This window comes from Paenibacillus chitinolyticus NBRC 15660, assembly GCF_000739915.1.
Classification (GTDB): domain Bacteria; phylum Bacillota; class Bacilli; order Paenibacillales; family NBRC-103111; genus Paenibacillus_F; species Paenibacillus_F chitinolyticus.
On sequence record NZ_BBJT01000002.1, the window covers coordinates 182,667 to 205,770 of the forward strand.

Annotated in this window: 21 protein-coding genes; 4 read left to right on the plus strand and 17 right to left on the minus strand. The window is 49.1% G+C overall.

The genetic code is table 11. From position 1 onward, the window contains the following. Positions 1 to 13 precede the first annotated feature (13 nt). From PCH01S_RS02510 to PCH01S_RS02525, 4 genes are all read right to left on the minus strand, one after another. Positions 14 to 379 carry a hypothetical protein gene (locus PCH01S_RS02510; RefSeq protein ID WP_042226530.1) on the minus strand — a complete coding sequence of 122 codons (366 nt, stop codon included), beginning with the start codon at positions 377 to 379 and terminating at the stop codon, positions 14 to 16. Positions 380 to 782: 403 nt separating this feature from the next. Then, positions 783 to 1,967, minus strand: coding sequence for an aminotransferase class I/II-fold pyridoxal phosphate-dependent enzyme (locus tag PCH01S_RS02515; RefSeq protein WP_042226531.1), 1,185 nt, complete (start codon positions 1,965 to 1,967; stop codon positions 783 to 785). Then, positions 1,960 to 2,898 carry a D-alanine--D-alanine ligase gene (locus PCH01S_RS02520; RefSeq protein WP_042227394.1) on the minus strand — a complete coding sequence of 313 codons (939 nt, stop codon included), beginning with the start codon at positions 2,896 to 2,898 and terminating at the stop codon, positions 1,960 to 1,962. The genes PCH01S_RS02515 and PCH01S_RS02520 overlap by 8 nt, the downstream gene beginning before the upstream one ends. 27 nt (positions 2,899 to 2,925) lie before the next feature. Next, positions 2,926 to 4,416, minus strand: coding sequence for an aminotransferase-like domain-containing protein (locus PCH01S_RS02525; protein WP_042226533.1), 1,491 nt, complete (start codon positions 4,414 to 4,416; stop codon positions 2,926 to 2,928). A 307-nt stretch (positions 4,417 to 4,723) separates the two neighbouring features. Here PCH01S_RS02525 and pdxR point away from each other — a divergent pair, with 307 nt between their 5' ends. Continuing rightward, the gene (pdxR, locus tag PCH01S_RS02530) at positions 4,724 to 6,175 is read left to right on the plus strand and encodes a MocR-like pyridoxine biosynthesis transcription factor PdxR (RefSeq protein ID WP_042226535.1); all 1,452 of its coding nucleotides are present in this window, start codon (positions 4,724 to 4,726) and stop codon (positions 6,173 to 6,175) included. Here pdxR and PCH01S_RS02535 read toward each other — a convergent pair. The 3 genes from PCH01S_RS02535 to PCH01S_RS02545 all read right to left on the minus strand — a co-directional run bounded on the left by PCH01S_RS02535 (position 6,172) and on the right by PCH01S_RS02545 (position 9,070). Continuing rightward, positions 6,172 to 6,915, minus strand: a complete 744-nt coding sequence (locus PCH01S_RS02535; protein ID WP_042226536.1) for a YggS family pyridoxal phosphate-dependent enzyme — start codon at positions 6,913 to 6,915, stop codon at positions 6,172 to 6,174. The two genes, pdxR and PCH01S_RS02535, sit on opposite strands and share 4 nt — an antisense overlap. Positions 6,916 to 6,965: 50 nt before the next feature. Beyond that, a complete protein-coding gene (locus PCH01S_RS02540) occupies positions 6,966 to 7,502 on the minus strand; it encodes a pyridoxamine 5'-phosphate oxidase family protein (protein WP_042226538.1) in 537 nt (178 codons plus the stop codon). Between the two features lie 245 nt (positions 7,503 to 7,747). Then, positions 7,748 to 9,070 carry an erythromycin esterase family protein gene (locus tag PCH01S_RS02545; protein ID WP_174446784.1) on the minus strand — a complete coding sequence of 441 codons (1,323 nt, stop codon included), beginning with the start codon at positions 9,068 to 9,070 and terminating at the stop codon, positions 7,748 to 7,750. A gap of 351 nt (positions 9,071 to 9,421) precedes the next feature. Here PCH01S_RS02545 and PCH01S_RS02550 point away from each other — a divergent pair, with 351 nt between their 5' ends. Next, positions 9,422 to 10,297: a CPBP family intramembrane glutamic endopeptidase gene (locus PCH01S_RS02550; RefSeq protein WP_042226540.1), complete on the plus strand. Its 876-nt coding sequence runs from the start codon at positions 9,422 to 9,424 to the stop codon at positions 10,295 to 10,297. A gap of 242 nt (positions 10,298 to 10,539) precedes the next feature. On the opposite strand, the gene PCH01S_RS02555 is transcribed toward PCH01S_RS02550, so the two are convergent. The 7 genes from PCH01S_RS02555 to PCH01S_RS02585 form a co-directional block, all read right to left on the minus strand. Next, positions 10,540 to 11,406 (minus strand): SDR family oxidoreductase, encoded by an 867-nt coding sequence (locus tag PCH01S_RS02555; RefSeq protein ID WP_042226542.1) that lies wholly within the window; start codon positions 11,404 to 11,406, stop codon positions 10,540 to 10,542. Further along, positions 11,403 to 11,912, minus strand: coding sequence for a hypothetical protein (locus tag PCH01S_RS02560; RefSeq protein ID WP_129112507.1), 510 nt, complete (start codon positions 11,910 to 11,912; stop codon positions 11,403 to 11,405). Before PCH01S_RS02560 ends, PCH01S_RS02555 begins: the two co-directional genes overlap by 4 nt. Before the next feature lie 108 nt (positions 11,913 to 12,020). Next, the gene (locus tag PCH01S_RS02565; RefSeq protein ID WP_042226544.1) at positions 12,021 to 12,587 is read right to left on the minus strand and encodes a MarR family winged helix-turn-helix transcriptional regulator; all 567 of its coding nucleotides are present in this window, start codon (positions 12,585 to 12,587) and stop codon (positions 12,021 to 12,023) included. A gap of 209 nt (positions 12,588 to 12,796) precedes the next feature. Beyond that, entirely contained in the window at positions 12,797 to 15,052 is a 2,256-nt protein-coding gene (locus tag PCH01S_RS02570) for an ATP-binding cassette domain-containing protein (RefSeq protein WP_042226546.1), read from the minus strand. 308 nt (positions 15,053 to 15,360) lie between these two features. Then, positions 15,361 to 15,780 (minus strand): SRPBCC family protein, encoded by a 420-nt coding sequence (locus PCH01S_RS02575; protein WP_042226547.1) that lies wholly within the window; start codon positions 15,778 to 15,780, stop codon positions 15,361 to 15,363. Beyond that, positions 15,777 to 16,130 (minus strand): ArsR/SmtB family transcription factor, encoded by a 354-nt coding sequence (locus PCH01S_RS02580; protein ID WP_272509795.1) that lies wholly within the window; start codon positions 16,128 to 16,130, stop codon positions 15,777 to 15,779. The genes PCH01S_RS02575 and PCH01S_RS02580 overlap by 4 nt, the downstream gene beginning before the upstream one ends. A gap of 155 nt (positions 16,131 to 16,285) precedes the next feature. After that, positions 16,286 to 16,627, minus strand: a complete 342-nt coding sequence (locus PCH01S_RS02585) for a winged helix-turn-helix transcriptional regulator (RefSeq protein ID WP_042226550.1) — start codon at positions 16,625 to 16,627, stop codon at positions 16,286 to 16,288. A gap of 105 nt (positions 16,628 to 16,732) precedes the next feature. On the opposite strand from PCH01S_RS02585, the gene PCH01S_RS02590 reads away from it, so the two are divergent. Further along, positions 16,733 to 17,125, plus strand: coding sequence for a RidA family protein (locus tag PCH01S_RS02590; protein ID WP_042226551.1), 393 nt, complete (start codon positions 16,733 to 16,735; stop codon positions 17,123 to 17,125). A 26-nt stretch (positions 17,126 to 17,151) separates the two neighbouring features. After that, positions 17,152 to 17,499 (plus strand): SMI1/KNR4 family protein, encoded by a 348-nt coding sequence (locus tag PCH01S_RS02595; RefSeq protein ID WP_255246826.1) that lies wholly within the window; start codon positions 17,152 to 17,154, stop codon positions 17,497 to 17,499. A gap of 351 nt (positions 17,500 to 17,850) precedes the next feature. Here PCH01S_RS02595 and PCH01S_RS02600 read toward each other — a convergent pair whose 3' ends face one another. From PCH01S_RS02600 to PCH01S_RS02610, 3 genes are all read right to left on the minus strand, one after another. Further along, positions 17,851 to 18,864 (minus strand): hypothetical protein, encoded by a 1,014-nt coding sequence (locus tag PCH01S_RS02600; protein WP_053228630.1) that lies wholly within the window; start codon positions 18,862 to 18,864, stop codon positions 17,851 to 17,853. Further along, entirely contained in the window at positions 18,861 to 20,696 is a 1,836-nt protein-coding gene (locus PCH01S_RS29165) for an AAA family ATPase (protein ID WP_053228631.1), read from the minus strand. Before PCH01S_RS29165 ends, PCH01S_RS02600 begins: the two co-directional genes overlap by 4 nt. 271 nt (positions 20,697 to 20,967) lie before the next feature. Next, on the minus strand, positions 20,968 to 22,974 hold the full coding sequence (locus tag PCH01S_RS02610) for an endonuclease MutS2 (protein WP_042226555.1): 2,007 nt from the start codon (positions 22,972 to 22,974) through the stop codon (positions 20,968 to 20,970). Positions 22,975 to 23,104 lie beyond the last annotated feature (130 nt).

Here is a 23,104-nt window from a genome sequence, read left to right on the forward strand (position 1 = left end):
CGGTTACTTCAATTTAAGGGCTGAGTTGCCCGATTTGAGTGAGTTCTTGTTGCAGGATTCTTTGATGTTGAATTACGTTTCCGGACGAATCCGTTCCGAATACCGTGATGACTGTATCGGTCGGTACCGTGCCTGTAACCAGAAATTGAACCTGGTAAGCAGAATTGCCTGTGATGCTGAAATTAAGGATTTGGCTGGTGTTCGCATTGATAAACAGTGAGTTCGAATAAACGAGTGCTTTGCTCACCAAGTTGTTCCATACGTAGATACGATAAACAACGTTAGATGTAAAACTAAGATTATCGTTGTCAATGTTGATTACAAGGTTCGTTGCAGGGTTGATCCCGGTATTCGTAATGATGCCCGTTGTTAAAGGCATGGAAGCACTCCCTCTCCGCTGGTTTAGCTTAGTATATGAACACCCTGTCCGAATAGCGTGGACAAAGTCACGGGACAGTGTGCCTTTTTTTACTCTCTATTGAAAAAGCATTAAGCCCTCCACTCAGTAGATGGAGGGCTTAATACGCTTTGTTAATCAACCCGATCCAGATAGAAAATCTTTCACGCGGTTCTTGGACACTTCCCGTTTTTGATAACCCGCTTACAGGCGGTTGTTCACAGCGGAGGAATCTCCGAAGAAGAAACGTTCGTAGTCCGTCTGCCTGCCGCCAAACACGCTCACGCTCGTGGGAATAAATCTCGGGAAATACGCATTGGCGTTTTCTTCTATATGCTGAAATCAGTTTCGATGAAGATAGCTTCGGTGAATGGTGATAGTCTCATCAAATCGGCTGCGTCGCCCGCATAAACCTACCCATCCGCTCCAGCCCCTTCTCCAAATCGAAGAGGGAGGCTGCATAGGAGCAGCGAATAAAACCCTCACCGCCAGATCCGAATACATGTCCCGGCACGACCGCCACCTTTGCTTCCTCCAGCAGCCGGAGAGCGAACTGCTGAGATGACATGCCGGTAGAAGCAATTGAAGGGAAGGCATAGAACGCCCCCTCAGGTTCGTGACAGGTCAACCCGATTGCATTCAAGCCTGCTACAAATAGCTTGCGGCGTTCATTGTAGCTCGCCACCATCTCATCCTTGGCAGCCAAGCCATGACGCAATGATTCGATTGCGGCGATCTGTGCAAGAGTCGGGGCGCACATGGCCGTGTACTGGTGGATTTTGAGCATGCCGGCTATCAACTCGCGCGGGCCGCAAGCATAGCCCACCCGCCAACCTGTCATTGCGAACGCTTTGGAAAAACCGCTGATGACAATCGTACGCTCCTTCATGCCCGGAAAGGAGGCGATACTGACATGTTTTCTCCCATAAGTCAGCTCGGCATAAACTTCATCCGAAATGACAACCAAATTATGTTTGATGATGAGCTCTACGATTGGCAGCCAATCCTGATCAGTCATAACTGTTCCGGTCGGATTACACGGATAATTGATCATCAAAGCCTTCGAATGAGGCGTAATCGCCGCTTGAAGTGCTTGTGGGGTCAGCTTGAACTGCTCCTGTACCGCAGCCGCCACCTCCACGATTTTACCGCCGTGCAGATGGGTAATCGGTTCATAGGCAACATAGCTTGGTGCCGGAATGAGTACCTCATCACCCGGATTAATCACGGCTCGCAGAGCCAGATCGACGGCTTCGCTGCTCCCCACTGTCACGATAATTTCCTGCTCGGGATCGTAGGAAAGCGTGAAGCTGTCTGCAAGATAAGCCGAAAGCTCCTCCCGCAGCTCCATCGAGCCGGCATTTGAGGTATATTGCGTCTGCCCTTCGCGCAATGCTTGAATGCAGGCTTCACGTACCTTTTCCGGTGTAACGAAATCCGGCTCTCCGACTCCCAGGGCGATTGTATCTCCGCCTGCTGCATTCAGATCAAAAAAAGCGCGAATACCCGATGGCCGAATATCCCGTACACGCGAGGATAAAAACCGCCCTGTGCCCTCTTCACTAAACATCTTGCACCATCCCCCACTCCTGCTTCCGCTCAAGGATCGAGCTGGCAATAATACGGTCCAGCAGCTGTGTAAACGTCATCCCAGATGCTGCTGCGCTCTTCGGAAGCAGGCTATTCTCGGTCATTCCCGGTAAAGTGTTTACTTCCAGCACGTAAGGTACATCCTCACACAAAATCATATCGACTCTTGCATAGACCTTGCACTGCAGCAGCCGATAGCTGGCAAGCGCTGCTTCACGTACTCGCTGCCGGGTAGCTGGAGGCAGCTGGATCACTTTCTCCTCAGCGCCGCCAGGCTCATATTTCGCTTTGTAGTCGAACCACTCCGAATGCGCGGATCGAATGCCGATAATCGGTAATACCTCGCCGTCCACAATCGAGCAGGTAAGCTCCGTTCCTTTCATATAGGGCTCAATCAAGATCGCCTGATCGAAACTGCCGGCTTTCCGAACAGCCGTCAGCAATTCCTTCTCATTATGCACAAGTTGGATACCGATGCTGGATCCCCCCATATTCGGCTTCACAATAACCGGGTAACCCAACTGCTTCACCGCCTGCGGTTCATAATCGTCCGTCCCCTGCCAGCAAAGGCCTTCAGGCGTATGCACGCCTACAGTCTTCAGCAGCCTTTTGGATAGCTGCTTATTCATGCATAGGCTGCTTGCCAGGACACCGCTGCCTGTATACGGAATGCCCAGTGTCTCCAGTGCTCCCTGCACCGTGCCGTCCTCGCCGTACTGGCCGTGAAGCGCCAATAGCGCGAGATCTATGCCTGCCTGTTGAGTCTGTATGATTAAATCCGCTCGCCGATCGATCACAATTGGAACCACCTCATAGCGGTTGCGATCCAAATGCCGGATCATCTCTTGACCTGTCTGCAGAGAAACCTCTCGTTCAGAGGAAATACCACCCATAATAACGCCGATCTTCATCATGATCCCTCATTCTCTTAAAAATCGTTATGCCTGAAGAAAGCTGCGCGCCTCTTGGCCGATGATCCGAATACCCCGCTCGATATTTTCATCCGTCACTCGTGAAAAACCAAGCCGCAATGTATTCGTCCCTTCGCCTTCTTGAATAAAAAACTTGTCTCCCGGCGTAAAAATAACACCCTGTTCTGTGCAAGCTTCCAGCAGTCGGCGTGTATCTACGCTTGCCGGAAAGGTAAGAAACAAATGCAAGCCCCCGTCGCCGGACAGTTGTGCCTCAGGGAGATGTGCTTCACAACACGCCTTCGTCAGCTCATATTTGCGCTTATATTCCATTCGCGCTTTTTTTATATATTTATCGAAATTTCCGTTGAGCAAGTATTGATATAAAATCGATTGATCGATTGTTGATGTATGAATGGCGCGTGCACGCTTAATGCTTTCCAGATGGTTGATCAGCGCCCGGTCTCCAAGCACCCATCCCACTCGCAAGCCTGGGAACAGCACTTTGGAGAGGCTGCCAATATAGATGACTCCGTTTCCTTGCCCTGCTGTCGCTATTAACGGGGCAACATGCGCTCCCGAGTAGCGCAGCTCCTCATTGAATCCATCCTCGATCACGGGGATCTGATAGCGGGTCATTAATTTTATAACGGCGCTGCGCTTCGCCGGCGACATGACGATGCCTGTAGGATTGTGATAGGAAGGAGTCAAATAGGCCAGATCAAAGCTGTTTGTCTGTTTCTGCAACACCTTCTCAAGCCGGTTCACATCAATACCGTCACGCTCCATCGGAATGCCGGTAATTTCAAATCCTTGCAGTTTCAAATTTTTGATCGCGGTATGGTGGGTCGGATTTTCACAAATTGCCGCTCCGCGGCGCGCCGAAGGGCGCAGTGCCGACAACACAATGTCAAAGCCTTCTGTAAACCCGCTTGTAATCAGCATATCTTTGCCGCTTGTATCGATGCCCTTATTCTCCATATAACGTATCAGGTAATCGATCAGCGGCTGATAGCCCTTGGCATAGCCGTAGTTAAGCAGCACCTGCCCTTCGATTGCCATCCGATCCATAAAGGCTCGCCTTACATCCCCTAAATCAAACAGCCCCTCATCCGGAGCGATGCTTGTGAAAGAGATGACTCCTTTGTTGGCGCGAATGCCCTGCTTCATCATATCCAGCTCCACAGCCGATACAGCATACTCGTTCATTCTGGCCTTCCAGTCGATCTGCCAGGCGGCAGAGCCGTCAGCTCCGCCGGCGTCTGTAGTCAAATGCCCCTCCGTAGCGGCCACATAGCTGCCTTTGCCGGGAATCGCATACCTAAATCCGTCATCCTCCAGACCCTCATAGGCTGCAATGACTGTATTGCGGCTCACCTTTAGCAGACTGCTCATTTCTCGTGTGGAGGGCAACTTCTGATCCGCCTGAAGCACCCCTTTTATAATTAACCGTTTGATGTATTCTTTCACTTGCAGCGCGACCGGACGGTCACCGACGAGCTTGAAATCCTGGAACATCGTTCATCGCCCCCATTTATTCATGATGGCATAGGAAACGAGAGAAAAAAAGAACCACCGCACTGGATTTTTAATCCTTCGGTGGTTCCTCCGCATTTTATCTCTGTACGTCCTCATTCCATGCATCGGTTTAAGCGATTATTTCAAAGTGAATCTTGCCGATGGTCAGGTTTAAAATTCGATCATTGTATCGTTTGCAACAGCAACTACTGGTATGATAATGTATCAGTCAATGGAGTGTTAATAAACATTCATATATAAGCTTTTAGAACAATCCATAATTCCGAAGAACACTAGAGGTGAATGAATGCTAAAAGTAAACCGAGATGACGAACGTCCCATCTGGCAGCAACTTCTAGACCAAGCGATTCATAATATCACAACCGGAAAATGGCCGCCGGGCGAATTGCTGCTCCCATCCCGCGAACTCGCTCCATTGATTGGCGTTTCCCGTTCAACCATACAGATTGTTTACGAGGAATTATTCAGCCGGGGGTACACCGTAACCTCTCGTCGCGGCGGGACAAGAGTCAGCAAATGGACCTATGCGTCTCGTCCTACGGAGGTTGCAGCGCCACAAGGACCCGTCCTTCCCGAATTGCCTGTATTAAACTCGGCAATCGGCCATTTGCACAGCTGGTTCGGAGACAAAGAAAATCGAAAAGCAGAGATCGATTTTAGTCCCCATGAGCCATACTTAGACGAACATTTTCAAAAGAATTGGAGGCAATCCTTTTTACATGCCTCCACTAAAACAGACCTGGACAGTTGGGCTTACGGCGATTCCTACGGATTCCTGCCGCTGCGAGAACAGATTCAACGTTATTTGTCACTTGAACGGGGCGTTCATGTAAATACCGACCAAATCCTGTTAACCTCAGGCGCACAGCATAGCATCGATTTGATCGCACAAGCCCTTTTACACGAAGGAGAAACGGTTTCGGTTGAAGATCCCGGCTTCCCTGCCGCCTGGATGGCGATGAAGTATCGGCGTATGCAAGTTGTACCCGTGCCGGTCGACGAGTACGGGCTATGCGTGAACCGCATTCACTCTCAATCCAAACTTGTCTTTGTTACGCCATCGCACCAGTGTGCGGTTGGAGTTATTATGTCGGAGCCTCGTAGACAACAATTGTTGCACATGGCTGCCGGGCAGCGGTTTTGGATTGTTGAGGATGATTACGACAGCGAATTTCGCTATCGCGGTGACCCGCTTCCAACCTTGTTCAGTCAGCGACCTCAGAACACGTTGTATATGATGAGTTTTTCCAAAATGGTTGCTCCCGGTATTCGGATCTCGGCAATCATTGGCCCCAAAGAGGCCATTCGTCAGCTTGCCCGGGTCCATGAATTAACCTATCGTCATCTTCCGATTATGGAGCAATTAACGCTTACTCATTTTATCGAACATGGTCATTTCATGCGTCATATGAGACGAGTTCGAAATATATACCGGCGCAGGCACGAAGCTATGACGAAGGCCATCATCACGACAGGTCTGAGTGAACACTTCAAACTAAGCGGCGTAGAAACGGGATTGCATATGCTTCTTGAAGCTAATAAATCATTTGACGAAGAAGCCGTGACGAACCTGGCACTCGAAAAAGGAATACGTGTTTATCCGCTTAGCACGTATTGTTTGGAAAGCGATCGTAAAGGATGGGTACTTGGTTTCGCTAAAGTAGATGAAGAAGCCATTGAAGAAGGCATTTCTCGTCTGGCGGAGTTGCTTTTATCCTACAAGCATCTCCACCCCTAATCGTCCCGGTGCGCGTTGTCGTTCCAGTAATAGCTATCCGGCAAGTAACGTTGGCCGAATACGCTTGTCCCTACGCGGATCATAGTAGCTCCTTCTTCTATGGCCACACGGAAATCACAGGACATGCCCATCGAGAGGATATCCATTTCTACACGCGGAATCTTTTTCTCCCTAATTTGTGATTGGATCAATTTTAATAGTCGGAAGCAGTGCCGGGTCTCGTCGTTTGCAGCATTCAGTTTTCCAATCGTCATTAAGCCTTTCACGTTTAACGTTTCGAACTGTGACAATTGTTCCACCAGCTCCAGTGCCGTTTCCGGAGGAACACCAAATTTACTTTCTTCGTAGGACGTATTGACCTGCACCAGAATATCCATGGTCTTGTTCTCTTTGACGAGCTGATGGTGCAGGGCCTGCCCCAATTTCAAGCGATCAACAGAATGAATGAACGTAACATATTTGACAACATCCTTCACTTTATTCGTTTGCAAATGTCCGATAAAATGCCATTCCACTTGATTATATTGCTGCATAAGCGGAAATTTGTCCCGAAGTTCTTGCGCTCTGTTTTCTCCAAATAGAGTCTCACCCGCTTGTATGGCCATTTGCAATTTATCAAGTGGTACGGTTTTGGTTGCCAACAACAATTTCACGTCCTCTATCTTGCGCCCCGAGGCTTGGCAAGCCAGTTCCATCTGCTGCCTCACGATTTTGAGATTCTCTTCAACTGGATGGCCCATTTCTCTTCCCCTCTTTCCGCCCACGTTTGTGAGTGATCAATAAAAACATCTCACACGGTTTTTCCGGGTTTGAACATTTTTTCTTCTTCTACTGCATTTTCTTTCGCGGTGATATGGTATGGATCAATTCTGTACACCTGAACGGGACCGCCAAATACCGCTGACCGGTATTTATCTACGTGCTGCCGGGGTAACGGCCGATTATAGTAACCAGGCACATACTTATGCATCATTTCTTGCAGCATGTGTGTGGCTTCATCCAGATCGACGATAGGCTGTGCCTTGCCAAAAATCATTACACTCATATAGGCAGTGTCCGTTTTGGCCGGCACCGGATCAGTGATCGTTCCATATTCTTCACAAACCGTAAAACAGACCTCCGGATTAGCATCCATCACCTGATTTCTTCTCCCGCCGGTGGCTCCGTGGAAATAAAGCTTCCCATTTGTCCAAACGAAATTGAGCGGAACGACATACGGCAGATGACCATCGACCATACCAAGTTGTCCGATTCGAGCTTGCTGCAGAAATGTATCAATCTTTCTCTTGTCCAACACTTCTCTGATCTTGTAACGTACTCTATCCATTGTTATCACTCCTATGTATTCAAGTATTGTGAGGTAAGTTTATCAGTAATTGGAATGGATATTAATGTCCATAAATATATAATTTCTGCAATCCATAATTAGCGCAATCCATCTTCTCATACGATGGAAATAAAAAATACTCATCCATGACGGATGAGTATTTTGAAGAGTTGCACGTGGACCCCGGAATCAGTAAGTCGAGATCCTGTTATATGTACCTGATCGGTCTTGTGCAGTGCAGGCGGTTACTTCATATGGGACGGGCTTGTTTTCCGGATGTGAAAAAGAATATCAAATTGTTCCCGTAAAGACGCGTCGAAGTATACCGGCGCGTTCGGGAGCAGTTGTCCCCCTAGGCTCAGCAGAGGTCGCTTTTCACCAACCCATTGCTTGGCCGGTCCTTCAAGATGACGGGCATCAAGCAGAAACATTTGCTGGGAAACTTTTCCAAGCATGTAATTGGAGCTGTTCACATCCTGTGGAATTTTTTCCGTTGAGAGCTTACTGTTGCCGTCAGGTCTGTATTCACTGAATAAGGTGAAATCGCCCTCCGAAGTGGTGCTTCCCATGACGATATATTGGTCGCCAAGACGCTTTTTCAAAAAATTACCGGAACCATCCGGATATAATTCTTTGTCGATAATTCCTTTGGCTACGTGGATGTTGTGACCCCATACCATCGTTTTTCCGTCTAACGCCTCCCCGGCCCAAACCGCATGGTCGGCCATATATTGCTCATGCAGCTTTATCATGCTTGGATAATCATCCGGAATCAACATAGACGTGAAATTCCGTATAGCCGTCGCGGTTCCTTTCGCCCAGATAAGCTCGGTTGTTTCTGCTTTTTTGTCTGCCTGTTTGGTCTTCTCTTCAAGCAATCGGACGACTTTCTCCGCGTTACCCTTAAACCGCTCTCTTACCTCGGGAGACAGCTTCATGTAATCCTGCAAGCTTCCGGTTGATAACCGAAGCTCTTTGTAGTTAAGCTCCACTTCAGCCAGCATATCGGGATAATGCCGCTTAACATAATCTGTCACTTGTTGATAGACGCCTTGATCCAGCGATTTTATGTCAAGTCCGATAAATTGAATTTTCCTCTTGTTCGAAGGATCGGCGTTATACTCTTTCATCCAATCTATCATCACTACAATTTCATCCGTCGGATACAGCAGATTCAGAAATTCTCTCGGATTCCCTTTTCCCGTTTGGATATATTCATTCAGCTTTAAACCGCTTCCCCAATCTTCTTCCATCCCAAAATTCGTAAAACCGAGCTCGGTGACCAAATACTTCACAAGCCGAAACTTCATCGTAAATATTTCGGAGCTTCCGTGAGTATTCTCTCCCAATCCCACATAACGGGCATCCCCGATCATGCTCTTTAGCGGCTGCAAATCATCCATAGGTTGTGTCGGGTCAACCGTCTTCAAAGGCTTCGCCTGCGATTTAATGGATGAGATCACATCGTTTTGGACAGGCTCAGCTGATTCGGTAACTACCACCGTTTTAGTCTCCCCTTCTTTTGCGCATCCTCCAACCAGCAGCGCGGCACTGACCATCGCTACCATTCCGCCGTACATCATTTTCTTTTTCATCGTCTCCACCTCATTCAATTAGTTAAGCAAGATAATCCGCAAGTGAAAGTGCGTCCATCGCTTTGATCCGATTGTCACTCATTTACGATCATTTTTCCTAGTGACGAACCGTCATTAAAACGTTTTGACAAAACATCACACAGAGAGAAATGACTTTCTATCACTGGCGATAATGACAATTCCCCGGTGATAATGAGCTCATCAAAACGCAACTAAATGATTCCGAAAAAGGATGTGAGCTAGATGAAAAATCCCGACAGACGCCTGTAGGTAAATAATTCGATCGGATAAGTAAACTAATGAATTGGGAAGGAAAGGGTTACTATGATATCTAATGCGGCAACGCTCTCTACCGAGGAGCAAGTTCATCGTGCCAGAAAAGGGCTTCGGCTCTTTTTAAGCATCCTGCTCGTTTTTTCTATTATCATGAATACAGCCGTAATCTTGACGAAGAGCATTCCGCTCATTGTTGTGTACATGTTTACGCCCGCGCTCTCTTCCATTCTAGCCCGGCTTCTCTTACGTGAAGGGTTTAAAGACGTATCGTTCAATCTCGGCAGCGCGAAAATATGGAAAGGCATCGGATTGGCCGTACTGATACCTATCATCATCTGTTTCATCACCTACTCCATCGCCTGGTTTAGCGGACTGGCTATCTTTCAACTTCCTGTGGGCGGTTCGTTAGAACCGATCTTCCATATGCTCGGACTGCAGCATCTGCCAACCCCGCTGAATTTCATTCTGATCGTTGTCGTGACCGGAATTCTGGGAAGCTTGATCAACCTGATCCCGGTTATGGGAGAAGAAGTCGGCTGGAGGGGATACATGCTGACAAGACTGGTCAATGCCAAAGTTCCGCGTCCCGTCCTCGTTAGCGGTTTGATCTGGGCAACCTGGCATGTTCCGATTGTCATTGCCGGTTTATATGTGGAAGGGCCGTCCATGATTCTCACGGTAGCCGGCCTCTACTTATGCATCGTTCCGTTCGGCTATATCATCGCCTATTTGCGTCTTGCCACAGGCAGCGTCTGGCCTGCGGTTATCATCCATTCCGCGTGGAATGCCGTTGTTCAAGGACCATTCGCACGTGCAACTACCGGAAATCATACTGAAATTTGGGTCGGAGAATCCGGCATGATCACGGCGCTTATTATCTTGATTGCCGCGATCCTTGTATCCCGAAGAAAACTCATTAAGTAGGCTGGAAAGCTTGCAAATGTATGGCTAATTAAAAAGCAGCCTTCGTCCGGTCGTACACCGAATGGAGGCCGGGGACCTAACTTAAGGAAATTAAATAACATAAAGGGTTCTACATATTATGCATGACTAATATGTGGAACCCTTTATGTTTCACTATCGTGTCCCGTTAGCTCAATGACTTGTATGAGATCGGAACAAAATGCTGCCGACGACACAAATTTCAAAATAGGTGGACTCCGCCTCTACCGGAAATTTTCTACACATTCATGCAGAAAGGCTTCTAGCGTGCGTGGCTCTCTGCCGAGCAGGCGTTTCACAGTGTCATTTGGACTTTCCGGCACCACCGTAGACATGGTTTGAATTTCCACAACGTGGTTCGCGAGCCAAGGAGGCATATGCCCGTTTTCGATAAGATTGCGGAGTAGTACTTGGGGTTCCAAGTTAATGTAGCTTATCGGCCGATTAAGCAGGACGGATAGTTGACTCGCGATCTGGGGATAACTGAAAGTCTCCGAACCGGTAAGCGTATATATTTGGCCTGATACTTTGCGGTTGGTCAGAACTTCTGCGGCAACATCCGCGATATCGCGACAGTCAATGAAGTTACACGGTGAATCGCCCATGGAGCCGAAGAAAACATTTTGGGTTGTAATCGTTGGTGCAAGGCGCATTAAGTTTTGCATGAACGCATAAGGGCGCAGCACGGTGTGGGTGAGACCCGATTCCCTCAGCGTTCTCTCGATTTCTTGATGCCAGCCCGCCACTGCCACTGGAGATCTCTGCTCAAAGGCTGGACTGGATATTTTTACGATGTGTTCGATACCAGATTCGGCGGCAATCTGAATGATTGAAGTTTCCAATTCGATTTGTCTCGGACTGTTGGCCATGGTTAGGAAAAGCTGGCTGGCACCTGTAAACGCGCGGCGCAGCGATTCGGGGTCGGAAGCATCCGCCGATGCGATCTCGATAGTCGATCGGCCTTTTTCTCCGATCTGATCACGCAACTTCTCCGGCTCTCTGCTCAGCGCCTTGGCGGGTACGCCAAGATCAGCCAAACGTTCCAAAAGCGCACTGCCTATCGTACCTGTTGCTCCCATAATAACTATCATTTTTTTCTTCTCCTTTTGGATGAAAAATTAGTTGTGGCGGCAAGACGCCACCGCCATGTCACTATCGTGCTTGCTAGGAATCCGGACAACGGGAAATCGATCCAGACACGACCGACCCAGGCCAAATGATTGCTCGGAATCATAAATTCCAGTAAACCAGATGTCATCCATGCAGCGCATAGGCCAAACGAGGACCCGGCCAATGCGAACACCCCTACCACAACCAAGTGAGGTGCACCGATGACCCATCGTATATGGCCCACTCGGCTGCGCAACAAAAGGCCAATCATCAGGGCCATCAAGGCCGATGCACCGCCGATTGTAGTCAATGCCCCTATTTGAAGACTCCTATCGGCAGTAACCAATCCCCCGATACCTGCCATGATGGCAGGAGCAGCATAGGCCATTACAACTTCACGCCATAGTACAAAAGTCTTTTTCTTGGAACCGGCAGCCTTGATGCCGTAAACATCATCTGTCTGATTCGTGTATTTCATCTTGTACATTTACTCGCTCCCTTCTTCTTTGAAATCGTTCAACAATTGCTTTCAGTGAGATATAATTAGCGTCCTAACTATATAAGAATAAAAATAGGCTAGCTTCACTAGCCCATTTTACTCCTTACTGATGTTTCCCTTTGGTTTCGAGTCTAGTTCGTCCGTAAGTGCCGAGATGCCTTGTGTAACTCGGCCCAGCAAGTCGAGAAATACGCTGCGCTCATCGATACTGAGTAAGCCCACCATTGCTTCCAGCCGAGCAAAATGCTCAGGAGCCATTTCACGGAGCTTCTTCGCCCCTTCTTCCGTCAAAATGACCGATCTCTGACGGCCATCGTCTCGGCTTGATCGCCGAGATACTAGCCCATCTCGTTCAAGAGTGTCGATAAGACCTGTCACTGTAGCACGTGTAACGCCTAGATGCTCCGCTAATTGCGAAGGCAGCTCTTCTCCTTCGTTATCTTCAAGATCTGCCAATAAACGATATCGACCTGTTGATAAACCGAATCTGGAGAAATGAATCTCCGAGGCATGTCCAAGCTTGGCTCCCGCCGCCATTAGTCTAGACGCGACGAGTATAGCCTGTGCGTCTATGTCTAGGTTATAGCGATCAACCTGACGCTTGGATTGTGCAAGCGAAGGAATAGCGTCCATGTCATTTATTCTTTTATGATTGTTGTTCATATATATAGTATGGCTCCTAACTACTTTTTTTGTCAACACATTTTTATCACACAGCAACACCCCGCCCTCGCCTTCCGACCATCGTTTCGAATGAATCAATATCGCGCACACCCGTACATTTTAAAGAGCAGTTGCCGCAGCAAACTGCTCTTTGTTTTTTATAACTTTAGTTTCCCGTTAACGTAATGAATGAACTTGTTTCTTGATGATTACATCAAGTACCTTCCCGTGATCGACTGCTCCGCTTGGATGATCTGCGGCGGTGTGCCTTCGAACACCACCTGACCGCCCTTGCTGCCTCCGTCCGGTCCCATATCGATGATCCAATCCGCTTGGCTGATCACATCGAGGTTGTGCTCGATGACGATTACCGTGTTGCCGGCATCCACGAGGCGGTTCATAATCTCCAGAAGGTGACCGATATCCGACATATGCAGCCCGGTCGTCGGCTCGTCCATCACGTAAATGCTGCCTTTCTTATGCAGCTCGCTTGCCAGTTTGATACGCTGGCATTCCCCGCCCGAAAGCGTACTGAGCGGCTGGCCGAGTGTAATATAGTTCAGCCCCACATCGCTCATCGCCTGGAGCTTGCGTACAACCTCTTTTAGCTGGAAAAAATCCAATGCCTGCTCCACCGTCATCTCCAGCACTTCCGCAATTGACTTTCCGTTCAGCTTGTAAGCGAGCACTTCTTCCTTGAACCGTCTACCTCCGCATACATCGCACGGCAGCTTTACGCTGTCGAGGAATGAAAGGTCTGTATACACTACACCCAGTCCTTGGCAGTTCTCGCAAGCTCCCTTGGAGTTGAAGCTGAACAAGCCTTGACTCACCTTGTTCGCGGCGGCAAACGCCTTGCGCACATCATCCATAATGCCTGTGTAGGTTGCGGGATTCGAACGTGTCGACACACCTACCGCCGACTGGTCGATGACGATCGCATCCGGATGCCGGCTGAGGAATTCTTCATTAATCAGCGTGCTCTTGCCCGAGCCGGCCACACCTGTAACGACGGTCAGCACTCCGGTCGGGACATCTACACTGACGTTTCGCAGATTGTGTAATGAGGCATCCTTGATGGACAGCTTGCCGGATGGCTGCCTGCAATCTTGCTTCATTCGGAGCTGCCGCTTCATATGGGTGCCGGTCAGTGTATCTGCCTCGAGCAGGCCTTCGAAGCTTCCTTCATACACGATGGTACCGCCGCGGCTGCCGGCGTGAGGACCGACGTCGACGATATGATCCGCCACCTTGATCACATCGGGATCATGCTCGACGACGATCACGGTATTGCCCTTGTCGCGCAGCTTTTGAAGCAATTCATTTAGCCGGTGTACATCACGGGGATGCAAGCCAATGCTGGGCTCGTCAAAGATGTACGTGACATCCACGAGACTGCCGCTTAGATGCTTCACCATCTTGACCCGCTGCGACTCGCCGCCGGACAATGTATCCGTCTCGCGGTCCAGCGTCAAGTAGTCAAGTCCGATGTCCACCAGATGCTGCAATCGCTCTGTCAGCGACTTAACGATCGGCGCGGCGACAGAATCGTCAATCTCCCGAATGACGCGAATGAGCTGGCCGACCTCCATGGAGGACATCTCCGCAATGTTGCGTCCTTGGATTTTGCAGCCGAGCGCGGCCTGACTGAGTCTTGCGCCGTGGCAGCTGGAACAGGGACCCTCGGAGATGTACGGCGCAACCGTTTTTTGTGTACGCTCGGACTTCGTCTTCACATCCTGCTTGATGTATTTGTTGGTGAACTTCTCAATGACGCCTTCCACCGTAATGTTAATTGTCTTCCCTCCGAAAAGCGTCGCCACTTTTCTCGCCTTGCCGTACAGCAGTTGTTCCAGCTCCTCCTCCGAATAATCGCCCAGCTTCTTGTCGGGATCGAAGGGCCCCGACTGTACGATTATCGTCCAATCCATGCTGTCTACCGAATAGCCCGGCAGCAAAATTGCCCCTTCATGGAGCGACTTCGACTTGTCCAGCGCCTTGCTCATATCGATGCTCAAGCTGCGGCCGATCCCGTTACATTCGGGACACATGCCTTGCGGATCGTTAAAAGAGAACATGTTGGCTTGTCCGACATAGGGCTGCCCCACTCGTGAAAAAAGAAGACGGAGAATGGGAGAAATATCGGTAATCGTGCCCATCGTGGAATGGGAACCTCCGCCCAGCCGCTTCTGATCGACGATAACAGCCATGCTCAAGTTTTCGATCGCGTCCGCATCCGGCTGCGGATAGCGAGGCAGGAAAGTACGCACGAACATGCTGAAGTTCTCATTCAGTAAGCGCGTGGATTCTGCGGCAATCGTATCGAAAACGATCGATGACTTGCCGGATCCGGATACCCCAGTGAATATCGTGATCTTCCGCTTGGGTATGCGCAAGGACACGTTCTTGAGATTGTTTTCCCTCGCAGCCGAGATGACGATATATTCTTGATTAGATTCACTCATGATTAACATCCTTCCGGCAGTTTAATTTCCATTTAAATTCATTGTACCATCGTCGTGCATAGAACGTTTGCTTAAATAAGAACGGTAATGCGGCTCTTGGCCAATGGTTCGATCACCTACTAGCTTTATCCATACGCATCTAGTGTAAACATATCCCGAAGCGACAAGAAATCAGACTATCCGGAAAAGGTAATAAACCGGCTGCAAACGATATGCAGCCGGTTAATGTTGATTCGAGTCAAACCTGGTTCATCTATCGTTCCCATAGTTATAGCTTTTAGGAAAGAGATAGCTAACACCGAATACGATTATTGTTCCAACACGTTTTCAAGCCCGCCGCACCATTTAGTCCAGCCATACTTGGCTCCATTAAGTGCTTGTTCATTCGAGATGCCGGTTTGTTCGAGATGAAGGTTCACCTTTCCGTCCCCCAAATCCTCCAGCGTCCAGGTGACCGTGTGTTTTTCTCCACTGGCCCAAGTATAGGACAAGCGGTTGGGTTCATCCACGACAAGCACTTCGCCTTCAATTATTCCGTTCCACCATTGGGTCGGCTGCGCACGGAACTGAAAACGGTGCCCTACGACGGGCTTAAAATCATTCTCCATTGCCTGACCGGTATGGATGTCGGCCACCCACTTGGCAAGCTTGCTGGAATCGGTTAGAGCGGACCAAAGCTTTTCAATCGATGTTTTGTACTGAAAATCAAGGGATAATGTTAAACTCATTCTTCTTCCTCCTCTAATAGTTGGCTTAAACGCAATAAATTCGTACTCCAGAACTTGCTGTAGAAAGCCACCCAATCTTGAATTTCTCTGAGCGGGGAGGCGTTTAGCCTAAATCGCGTTTCTCTGCCGACTTTTCGGTCATGTACAAGTCCGGCTTCTTTCAGGATTGTCAAATGCTTGGATACCGCTGTACGTCCCATTTGAAACTGTGCCGTTAATTCATGAAGAGGTATCTCTTCTGCCTGAGCTAATAAATGAATGAGCCGACGCCTAGTCGGATCTGCAATCGCGTCAAACACATCCCGCAACTGATGGTCTTCGCTCACAACACCCTCTCCTAAGTCGTTCATTGATTTTCTTATTGGACACCATTTGGTGACACTTTGATTATATGACACCATTTGGTGTCTCGTCAAGCGGAATTACGGCTGCTTTCCTTTTTATAGTTTGTAAGAACATGCAAAAAAAACCGCGCACTGCGCGGAACTTAACAAATAAACCGGATTCAACTAGGTTGGTTTTTTACTCCCCACTCACATAAACCTTCCAAAATAGGCAATAAGGTTTTCGCTTTATCGGTGAGACTGTACTCGACTTTAGGGGGAATTTGGGGATACTCTTCCCGTTTAACCAGGCCGTCCGCTTCCAATTCTTTTAATTGTGAACTCAATGTTTTATAAGTAATTGCTCCTATTTGTCTTTTCAGATCATTAAAGCGAACCAACTGGTTTTCTGCCAAAAGATAAATAATAACCATTTTCCATTTGCCGGAAATGACGGACATTGTATAACCAAAAGGTGTATCTTGAATGTGTTTAACTTTACCTTTATATTCAGCCATACTCATATTTACACTATCCTTTCGGGTAGTACCTATCAAAATAGTGCGTACTACTTTTTTATTTGTGCTCATTTTATACTAGCCTTACTTTGAAGTAAAGGAGAGAATAAAATGACTACGGCTAAAACATACAATCACGGTGTCGCGTGGGAAGAAGCTTGCGGCCTTTCCCAAGGCTACAGCGTCAACGGCACGATCTACATTTCGGGGCAATTTTCCCACGATATGCAGGGTGCGTTCGTTGGCGAAGGCGATTTCGAGGCACAGGCCCGGCAGACACTGGAGAACCTTGATCGCGTGCTGGCGGGATTCGGTGTCACGAGGTCGCAGATCGCCGAGATGGAAATCTTTCTGACAAACCCGCAAGAGCATTTTGAAAAGTGCGTCGTTTTGTATAAGGAGTATGTGGGCGACCATCGGCCGGCCGGTACCCTCGTTGGCGTGTCGGGTCTAGCGTTCCCTCACCAGCTGATTGAAATCCGCGCCGTCGCACACACCGGCTAACCGGGCCATATGCCGCAGCCTGCCTGCTGCCCCCGCCGGCAGCCGAGGAAGAAATTCAGCGCTTGGAACGCACGCTGCAAGTCACCTTGCCGACCGCTTTTCGTGATTATTTGTCTATCATGAACGGGCAGCACGATGAGATTCCTTTTATCGGTTATAACTGCTTTTTATCGATCGCGGATATCATCGAGACATGGTCCATGATGAATGAATTGTTTGAAGATGAAGAACAGGTGGATTGGGTAAACGAAGACCGGATCAAGCCGGTGATTTGGAGCAACAAATGGATTCCGTTCACTGATTTTGAGGCTTCCTCCAGGCTGATTCTGGATTTGGACCCCGGAAAAAATGGCATCACCAAGACAAATCTTTAAATATACGCCCGGTATGAGTTACCAAGACGTGATTGCGTACTCGTTTGAAGAGTTTTCCAATGAAATGTTAAAGCGATTGCAAGCCAACCAATATTCGTTTGTTGACGATGTCATTGCGTTTGATGATCTGTACGTTTAACCGCCCGCCGCACACAACAAAGGCTGTCTGTAAGCGAGACAGCCTTTGTTCTAACATATGGGAACATGCGGGTTTTATGCGATGTGGATTTTCGTTAGTCCGCAGCGCTTTTTAAATCATCTTGCACATCACCTCGCACCGCTTGACCCTTCTCTGTGCTTGCGCCTCTCTTCACAAGAACGTCCGTTACATGCATCGTATTGTCGTCGTACTCATGACAAACCGAACTCCTTGGCAATATCCATCGTCAGTTTGGCGAGCACCCTTTTATCGGCATCCTCGGCTTTCGTGTAGTTAGCCGTCAACATGCGAAGCACATCTTCACGGCTTCGAAACAACTGCGGAAAGTCGGCCAGCAGCGAACGGATATGCGCGTCGTCGTAGATTTGGGCTTTCACTACCAGTTCAGCGGCGTAGTCTTTGTGAAATTGATACAATTCTTTTATCTTAAACGTGCGCGTAGTTCGTATCGCCCTCTTCAGAAACGTCAAAGGCGCCTTTGTGCCCGGATCGGCCTTCAGCACAATGTCGAATACATCGCTGTTTCCCACCCAGAGCTTCGTATAATCGGTGGAGCTCCCTTTAAACCGGACCGAAAATCGAATATGCTCCCCGGTTCCCTCCAGATAAGGATGCAGGTGTGTCCGGATTGAAAATGTTTCGCTCCCTTTCAGGCTGCTGTTACAAACGGAACAACACGGAATGAGATTATACATCGAGATCGCCAAATACGGATGCGTCGCTTTATCCAGAAAATGATCAAAATGCGGCCGGACTCGCCCGATGTCGGAATTGTAGGTATGCGTATATTGCCGGTTACAGTACACGCATACTTGTACGCCCAGAAGCATTGCAAGCCGATAAGCACCCCATTTCGATGAATCGTACCGTTTTGTGAATGCCTCATAATTGAACAGCTTCCGGACTTTCTCGGGAAAAGGTACCGGTTTCCCTTTTTTGGGTTTCTTCGCTTGTCTTAATTGCGCGACGACAGCCGGATATTGCCGTTCGGTTTCCTCCGAGAATCGTTCAAGTTCCTCCGGTGATCCGATCAAGATCGTTCTAAGCTTGCTACGGACATGCTGTAGAAAAGCGCGCTGCTCTCGGGGCAACCGGCCTGCCAAATAGGTATCGATCTTCTTCTCGATCTTGGATTGGTAGTAGGCCAAATGTTCCGCGGCAATATCATCCAAATTAACCCTGCGGTCTTGATTAATTTGAATCATTTCGACGCACCGCGCAGTTCGTCAATTTGCCTCTGCAGGTCGTTGATTTGATCCTCGATGTTCAAAAAATGAACAGCGATTCTGTCGTTCAGCATAGAAATAAGCTTGGCTTTGATAACCGGTTCTCCGATCAAGTGGATCGTTTTCTCGATGCGCTCTTTGTTCGCCTTAATTTCCGATGTCTTGCCGTGCACCAGCAGTTCTATGACCGCGTTAATTTTGCTCTTGGCGAACTCGCCGATCAACCCGTTTTCCATAAAAAAAGAGTGAGCCAGCAGCGTATGAATGTTCGAAGCAAACGTTTGTTTATGATCGTCTAGCCCGTCCACTACTTGACTAAGTGCGCCGGTTTTTCGCAAAAAAATAATATTAGATGCCGGCAAATCGGATACGATAAACGGCGAGTTCGAAGTAATCACGATCTGTACGCTGCGACGCCGTTCTTCGGACCGAAATAATCCGGTGAAAAATTGCAATAGATGCAGAAGCAGCGACTTTTGCCACTCGGGATGGAAATATAATTCGCCTTCGTCAATCATGATCAAAATATGGTCATGTTTAATTACGTCACGCTTCATCAAGGTGTTAAAACGGGCGTACATGCCTAGCAGCGCTTGTTCGCCGGAACTTAAATCCCGCCAGTCGTAAAGCGCATATTCGTGAGTAGCCAAAGAACGGGCATACAAACCAAAGAAAGACTCGAAGGTATCCGATTCACTGACAGGCATGCGCAGACCTTGATTATCAAGAGTAAACTTGCCATTCCGGATTTCCAGATCCAAATAACGGTACAGCTTGACGGTTCCTTCGATGATCCGTTTTACAGCGTTTATGCCTTTACCTTTTCCCAATTTTATTCTTACGGTTTCCAGCCAGGAAATAACACGATCGCTCCAAGTCTTTCCGTGTGCAATGTTGTATATTTTAATATGTTCCGTTACATGGTGATCCAAGTCCATATTGCAAATTTCAACGAAAATGTGATTGACAAATGTTAAAAGCAGCCGTTCTTGAAGCGTACCGGCAGACACTTCATACTCCATCCGTTCGAAGAGTTCAGACAGCTCAGACGACGAATTGGGCAGCTCATCCAAATCCTCGTAAGTAAAGTTAATCGCTAGCGTCTCCGGCTCCGCGAATGGAAGGTTGACGTCAAGATGATAACGCATATTGAGCAGATGAAGCTGCCGTTCGATCTCGCGGCACCGGTATACAGCGACTTCATGGGTTTGTAAATATTGCGAGTTTTCCTTTACGTCGGACAACAGATGATTAGTCGAAAGATTCACGACGTCTTTCGGTGTCTGTTCACCGCGTAAATCGAAGATGTTCGAGAAATAAACGGACGTCATTGCCTGTAAATCGGGTATTGAACCAATCCTTGTACGCGAACCGTTCCCGATTTTTGCCGGGATCTTAGAAGATTCGATGATGTAGGGCTTCCGTTTGAACTCGGGCACTTCGCCTGATCTTTTGACGGTAAGTTCCATTCCGAGCGGGTAATAGAGGGCATAATTTCCTTCCGTGTCCTTAACGGCTATGATCGTGTCCTGTAATACGCGGCCTGAGCTGATCTGACGTTTGATCAAATCCAGCAAGGACGATTTGCCGGCTCCGTTTTGCCCGACAATAGCGGTTACGTTGCTTATGTAAGCAAGATCTTCGTCAACGGACTCCGGGCTGAAGAAGCCTGGAATGTGGTGATTGTTTGGCTTAACCGTCAGCGCCAACGTATCCGCATTATAATGAAAGCGAAAAGGTCCTCCGAAATTAAATCCCTGGCGTTCAAACAGTCCGTTGTAATGATCCACCCATATGTAAAGTAGTTCCATAAACCCATTCCCTTCGGAGTGAAAATACGAATATTCTAGTGCTTATTGCCTATACCTTAATGCCTTCTTTCTCTGCATGTCAAGCATAGTGAGCCGTGATTTCCCAACGAACGGGCCGCATGACCTTGTCTTCCGGCGTACATATGCAGACGCGCAAAAGAGCCGACCGTCCTTAGAAGACGTTGGCTCTTCCATCTTTCAGCCCCGAAGAAGCTTCATGCGGCAGGCTTGCGCTCTGCCCGATCGTTAGCACATCACCTTGAAAGCCATCTCACTCCTCCGGTTTGATCTCGATGGTTACGCCCGGTGCGTGCTTGCGGCCCATCAGCTTGCGTTTTTTGCGGTTTTCTTTCGTCTCGAACACGATGTCCAGATCGTAATCGTCCGGGTACAACTCCTTGCTCTCGATGTGCATCTTCAACCGCTTCCGGTTGATTTTGAACTTCTGTTTCTGGATCATCACCCCGACGTTGCCCCGGGCATCCTCGGTTTCAAACACAATACCGGTGCGGCCCAAATAAGCGATATACACGCAATCGCCGAGCTGGAAGCTCCCAGGGACTGCCGGAACCGTAGTATCCGCGCCGTCTTCCGGCTCCGGCTCCGGCTCCTTCTCCTTCTCCGATGGAGGCAGAGGCACATTCATCACGGGCATTTCTTCCTGCGGACCGTCCGTATCCGCCGCCGCGGGGGCTTCTTCCGGCTCCGCCTCAGTTCCGGCGGTCTGTGTCCCTTGCGGCAGGCTTTCCGGTAAGCCGCGCACGGTAATTTCGCGGGACCGCTCAATAAGGCCGGCAGGCAGACCCAGCTTCAGCGCGATCAGGAAAGCGTAGCTCTGACCCGCTTCTCCAATCCTCAGACGGTACAGCGGCCGCAGCGTGTCCGTATCGAACTCCATACGGGCATTTTCGAACCCCGGCGTCACGTCGGCGAAGTTTTTGATTTCCGTAAAATGAGTCGTCGCCACGACGGTCGCTCCCCTCCGGTGCAGTTCTTCCAGAATGGCCACCGATAAGCCGACACCTTCCCCCGGATCGGTTCCGGAGGCCATCTCATCGATCAGAATGAGCGTCGAATGATCGGCAAACTGCAGCATTTCATTGACATTCCGAATATGCGCGGAGAAGGTGCTGAGCGCATGCTCGATGCTTTGGCCGTCCCCGATATCAACGGCGAGATGGTTGAATACGGAAAGCAGGCTTCCTTCCCGTACCGGAATCAATAAGCCCGACTGCGCCATGACAGTCAGCAGTCCGACCGTTTTCAGCGAAAGGGTTTTGCCTCCGGTATTCGGTCCCGTAACAATTAGCGACTTATATCTTCGTCCAATGACGAAGTTCAAGGGAACCATCGGCCGGTTCAACAGCGGATGCTTCGCCTCGCGCAGGTCGATGATCCCTTGATCGTTGAGCTCCACATTGGAGCCTCCGATGGCCAGAGCATATTTGGCCTTGGCAAATATGAAATCGTAGGTGCCTACCGTCTCGATGTTCGTCAGTAACTGTTGATCGCAGCTTTCCGCCAGCGCGGTCAAATCGCTGAGTACTTTCAGCTCCTCCCGGGCTTCCTCCGCTCTCAGCCCCGACAGCTCGAATTGAATCGTCATGACCTCGGCCGGTTCGATATACACCGTTTGGCCGCTTGCCGACTCGTCGAGCACCGTCCCCTTCACCAGCTTACGGTGCTCTTTCTTGACCGGCAGCACATAACGTCCGCCGCGCGAGCTGAGGACATGCTCCTGCAGAATAGAGCGGTGGCGGCTCATCAAGGAGTCCAGCTTACTCTTCAGACGTTCCTCGAATACGGCCAGCCGCTTGCGGACTTTCATGAGTTCCTTGCTCGCGGAGTCGATCAATTGCCCATGACGGATGCACCGTTCGATCTCCGATTTCAGCGCATCCATCGTATACATGGAAGCCGCATAAGAGCTAATCTGAGGCGCTGCCCCGCTTTTCGAGGCCATATACCTCATGAGCTGTGCGCAGCTGGTCAGAAATTGGTGAATGTGCATAAAATCCTTTTCACTGAACACGTAGCCCGTTCCCAGCAGGTCCAAAATATTTTCCATCCCTTCCAATGAAGGAATCGGGACGCTGGCGCCATGCTGAAGCAGGAACTTCGCTTCCGCCGTTTCGTCCAGCTTCGCACGCACGACGGACATCGCCGATAAAGGAAGCAGCTCGGTAATTTGCCGCTTTCCGAGATACGATACGGCATATTCCGCCAGAGCTTCTTTGATTTTGCCGTATTCCAAACGCTGCAATGCTTTTTCATTCATGGGTGATCTCTCCTTATAAGAAAATAAAAAAAAGGCAGAGAATGAACGTGCTTCATTCTCTGCCTTTTAATGTTATGCCTAAATAAGAGCGCCTGATAAAACAGAAAATCCGTGCTGAACTCAGCACGGA

Coding starts and splice junctions, on each gene's coding strand:
- PCH01S_RS02510 (WP_042226530.1), bottom strand. CDS start 379: ATGCCTTTAACAACGGGCATCATTACGAATACCGGGATCAACCCTGCA.
- PCH01S_RS02515 (WP_042226531.1), bottom strand. CDS start 1,967: ATGTTTAGTGAAGAGGGCACAGGGCGGTTTTTATCCTCGCGTGTACGG.
- PCH01S_RS02520 (WP_042227394.1), bottom strand. CDS start 2,898: ATGAAGATCGGCGTTATTATGGGTGGTATTTCCTCTGAACGAGAGGTT.
- PCH01S_RS02525 (WP_042226533.1), bottom strand. CDS start 4,416: ATGTTCCAGGATTTCAAGCTCGTCGGTGACCGTCCGGTCGCGCTGCAA.
- pdxR (WP_042226535.1), top strand. CDS start 4,724: ATGCTAAAAGTAAACCGAGATGACGAACGTCCCATCTGGCAGCAACTT.
- PCH01S_RS02535 (WP_042226536.1), bottom strand. CDS start 6,915: ATGGGCCATCCAGTTGAAGAGAATCTCAAAATCGTGAGGCAGCAGATG.
- PCH01S_RS02540 (WP_042226538.1), bottom strand. CDS start 7,502: ATGGATAGAGTACGTTACAAGATCAGAGAAGTGTTGGACAAGAGAAAG.
- PCH01S_RS02545 (WP_174446784.1), bottom strand. CDS start 9,070: ATGGTAGCGATGGTCAGTGCCGCGCTGCTGGTTGGAGGATGCGCAAAA.
- PCH01S_RS02550 (WP_042226540.1), top strand. CDS start 9,422: ATGATATCTAATGCGGCAACGCTCTCTACCGAGGAGCAAGTTCATCGT.
- PCH01S_RS02555 (WP_042226542.1), bottom strand. CDS start 11,406: ATGATAGTTATTATGGGAGCAACAGGTACGATAGGCAGTGCGCTTTTG.
- PCH01S_RS02560 (WP_129112507.1), bottom strand. CDS start 11,912: ATGTACAAGATGAAATACACGAATCAGACAGATGATGTTTACGGCATC.
- PCH01S_RS02565 (WP_042226544.1), bottom strand. CDS start 12,587: ATGAACAACAATCATAAAAGAATAAATGACATGGACGCTATTCCTTCG.
- PCH01S_RS02570 (WP_042226546.1), bottom strand. CDS start 15,052: ATGAGTGAATCTAATCAAGAATATATCGTCATCTCGGCTGCGAGGGAA.
- PCH01S_RS02575 (WP_042226547.1), bottom strand. CDS start 15,780: ATGAGTTTAACATTATCCCTTGATTTTCAGTACAAAACATCGATTGAA.
- PCH01S_RS02580 (WP_272509795.1), bottom strand. CDS start 16,130: ATGAACGACTTAGGAGAGGGTGTTGTGAGCGAAGACCATCAGTTGCGG.
- PCH01S_RS02585 (WP_042226550.1), bottom strand. CDS start 16,627: ATGAGTATGGCTGAATATAAAGGTAAAGTTAAACACATTCAAGATACA.
- PCH01S_RS02590 (WP_042226551.1), top strand. CDS start 16,733: ATGACTACGGCTAAAACATACAATCACGGTGTCGCGTGGGAAGAAGCT.
- PCH01S_RS02600 (WP_053228630.1), bottom strand. CDS start 18,864: ATGATTCAAATTAATCAAGACCGCAGGGTTAATTTGGATGATATTGCC.
- PCH01S_RS29165 (WP_053228631.1), bottom strand. CDS start 20,696: ATGGAACTACTTTACATATGGGTGGATCATTACAACGGACTGTTTGAA.
- PCH01S_RS02610 (WP_042226555.1), bottom strand. CDS start 22,974: ATGAATGAAAAAGCATTGCAGCGTTTGGAATACGGCAAAATCAAAGAA.